The sequence below is a fragment of the Congregibacter sp. genome, from assembly GCF_045107095.1.
Taxonomy (GTDB): Bacteria; Pseudomonadota; Gammaproteobacteria; order Pseudomonadales; family Halieaceae; genus Congregibacter.
The window spans coordinates 1-3,481 of record NZ_JBGCFU010000076.1 but is presented as its reverse complement, the minus strand read 5'-3'; the positions used below and the strand labels follow the sequence as shown (position 1 = coordinate 3,481).

At 53.9% G+C, this 3,481-nt stretch carries 3 protein-coding genes; 1 reads left to right on the top strand and 2 read right to left on the bottom strand.

Annotated features, from left to right (window positions below):
• Positions 1–1,077, bottom strand: a 1,077-nt coding sequence (locus tag AB8B76_RS11395; RefSeq protein WP_405272572.1) for a sigma-54-dependent transcriptional regulator, incomplete at its 3' end; no start/stop codon positions are given.
• A gap of 6 nt (positions 1,078–1,083) precedes the next feature.
• Entirely contained in the window at positions 1,084–2,703 is a 1,620-nt protein-coding gene (locus AB8B76_RS11390) for a sensor histidine kinase (protein ID WP_405272571.1), read from the bottom strand.
• A gap of 133 nt (positions 2,704–2,836) precedes the next feature.
• Here AB8B76_RS11390 and AB8B76_RS11385 point away from each other — a divergent pair.
• The coding region (locus AB8B76_RS11385; RefSeq protein ID WP_405272570.1) for a nitrilase-related carbon-nitrogen hydrolase at positions 2,837–3,481 on the top strand (645 nt) is incomplete at its 3' end.

Here is a 3,481-nt window from a genome sequence, read left to right as displayed (position 1 = left end):
TTCACGTACATTGCCCGGGAATCGATAGTTGTTCATCGTCGCGATCGCTGCAGGGCTTATAGCGGGGACCTCGCTATGGTGGGCGTCTGCAATCCGTTTGATGAGCGCCTGTGAAAGCACCGGCAGATCATCCTTTCTCTCTCTGAGACTAGGGACCTCAAGTTCGATCACGTTTACTCGAAAGAACAGGTCCTCACGAAACCGGCCCTCGGCAACTTCCTTCGCGAGACTTTTATGGGTGGCGGAAAGCAAGCGCACATCGGTAGCTACTTCCTCGTTCGCGCCCACGGGACGCACGCGTTTTTCCTGAATCGCCCGCAAAAGTTTTACCTGCATGGGAAGCGGTAAATCCGCAACTTCGTCCAAAAACAAAGTCCCGCCCTCAGCAGCTTGGAACAAGCCGAGCTTGTCACGGCTCGCACCTGTGAAACTCCCTTTCAGGTGCCCAAAGAGTTCACTTTCAATGAGTTCTGCGGGTATTGCACCGCAGTTAACGGCCACAAAGGGGCCTGCAGCTCTTGGTCCTTTGCCATGAATGTTTCGTGCAACCACTTCCTTACCACTGCCGGATTCGCCTCGTATGTGCACAGGCGCCTGGCTTCGGGCCAGCTTGGCAATCTGCTTGCGAAGCTTATCCATTGCGGGAGTCTCGCCTATGAGTTCGTCATCATCCGAGAGCTCTCCCGCGGCATCAATAGGATCAAGTTCCAAAGCAGCGCTGATCAGAGAGCGAAGCTTTTCCAGAACCACAGGCTTACTGATAAAGTCGAATGCACCGGCTTTCAATGCCCGAATAGCGCTATCAACATTACCGTGCGCGGTAATCATAGCCACCGGGAGGGAGGGCTGCGTCGCCTGTATATGTTCGACCAGCTCTATGCCATTCCCGTCAGGCAAACGCATGTCTGTTAGGCAGAGTTGAAGCGGGCTCTCGTCATCCAGCAGCTGATAGGCTTCACTGAGGTTGGCGGCGCTGACGGTATCCAAGCCCATACGGCCAAGGGTGATCTCCAAAAGCTCTCGAATGTCGGGCTCATCATCGACGATAAGCACTCGGGCGGTTTGATTACTGCTCAAACTTGATTACTCCTGATGCTCTATGGTGATTTGAAAGCGGCTTCGACCTTCGGTGGTCGGTAGATAGGCGAGACGGGCTTGATTGAGTTCGCACAGCTCCCGGCAAAGGTACAGTCCAAGGCCGCTTCCGCCCTGGCTGCGCGTAAAGAACGGTTCGAAGAGCCGAGGGATATCTGCCTCGCTAACACCTATGCCATCGTCGTAAACATCAATGACACACTCACGCTTTTTGCGGTCCACTCGAATTCTCAGTTCCGCGGAGCACTCGCCGGTAGCGAGCTCACTGTGCCGCATGGCGTTGTCGACAAGATTATCAAGTACGCGCTGTAGATGCTCAGGGTCTACGAGCACGCAAGCATTCGGAGCGACGTACTCAATGTTAAGCTCGCCCGGGTTATCTCTGGCACTAAGATAGTGCTCCGAATAGCCTCTCATCCATTCGACGAGCTTCAGTGTTTCCAGCTTTGGGGGTTCCCGTCGCGAAATCTGCAACACGCTCTCTACGATGTCGTTCACCCGCTGACTGTTTGTGAGCACCATATCCACCATTCGCTTATCGTCGGGCGCCAGTGTTGGTGACTCGTTGAGTAACTGCGAAGCGTGGCTGATGGCGCCCAATGGGTTGCGAATTTCGTGGGCGATGCTAGCGGCTAGTCGTCCTAACGAGGAGAGTTTCAAAGACTGCGCGTAGGCTGCCACCGGCCGATAGTCCTCGAGGAATATCAGAATTTGGTCTTCTTCACCGCCCTCGAGACTGTGAAATCGCGCAACGAGCTCCGCACCATCGCCCCTCGCTTCAAAGGGTGAACCTACTTGGCGTCCGCTGCGGCGAAACTCTTCTATCCGTTTCGCAAGTGCGTCGCTGTAGTCGGCAAGAGAACGACCTTGCTCCAGCGCAATGGGTCTGGTCGGATCTAATAGTCTGCCCGCTGCAGCATTTAACACCCTCGCACGATTCTGGGAGTCGACCAAAAGAATCCCCGTTTGCATGTTCTGTACGATCTGTTCATTCAGTCGTTGCAGGCGATAGATGTCACTCGCGCGCTCACTAGCGAGTGCCTCGACACGCCCCAGTCTCAGGGCAACAAGTTGGACTATGCCGGACACGATAAAAAACAGTAGGCCGAGCAAACCTGCGGGGAAAAGCGCTGTGACGCCCGCATCCGTTGTAGAGATCAGCCGGAGGGTATCTCCCAATACAGCCAGCACGGTCAGTGCGGCCACGAGCGTCGCAACGGTACGGTTGCTGATCAGAACCGCACTCGAGGCAACGGTGATTGTCAGCAATAACGGCAAGCCGCTGCTCATGCCACCGGAGGCGTCACTCAACAGCGTGATGCATACAATATCAACGCTAAAAAGCAGCACCAGTCTCGCGTTGGAGCTTTGCCATCGAGCTGCAACAACGCCGAGCAAGGCAATGTTGCTAAACAGAAACACACTGCTTACTGCGATATATAAAGTCGGGTTCTGCGCTCCCACGAGTTGACGAGACGCGGGAATCGTAATCAGGAGCAAGAAAACCACCGACAGCACGGTGCGGTAGATTAGATAAATCCGGAACAGTAGCAAATTCTGTTCGGATCCCATGGTACCGGGGGGAACTAAAATGGCAGGACTGCTCACGGATTTCTATCCAATTTAGGGTGACTTTGATTGCAAGACTTCATTCTAGCAGTGCTATCGGTGTTTTCGTTCCATCTAGTCAGCCTGCCCCAGATCGCTGACAATAGCGCCCCCGGAAAGTTGGATACTCTCTATGCACATTTTGATGGCCCAGATAAACACTCATGTGGGCGATTTTGGCGGTAACACGAGTCAGATTATTGAAATCGCAAATCAGGCTTCCCTAAGCCATGAGTCGCCGGTTGTGGTTTTTCCGGAGTTAACGCTCTCCGGCTATCCGCCAGAGGACTTGTTGTTGCGGCCAGCACTATGTAAGCGTGTGAACGACTCGATCGAACGTTTGTGTCGGGAACTGCCTCCAAAAGCTTGGGTTATTGTCGGCTACCCCATTCGCAGGGATGATGTTCTCTACAACTGCGCAGGTGTGTTTCACGAGGGAGAATTAAAAGCCGAGTATCACAAAAACGAGCTTCCCAACTATCAGGTCTTTGACGAGAAACGATACTTTACTGCCGGTTCACAACCCTGCGTTTTTGACATTCAGGGCACGAAGGTGGGGCTGAGTATCTGTGAAGATATTTGGGTTCCCGGGCCTTGCGCAGAGGCTGCTTCCGCCGGCGCTGAGCTACTGATTAATTTGAATGCGTCGCCTTTCCATCGCGGGAAGCAGCAGGAGCGTATGGATTTAGTCGCTAAACGATGCCGCGACAATCGGGTTGCCGTGGTCTATGTAAATCAGGTAGGGGGCCAGGACGAGCTGGTATTTGACGGTGGCTCC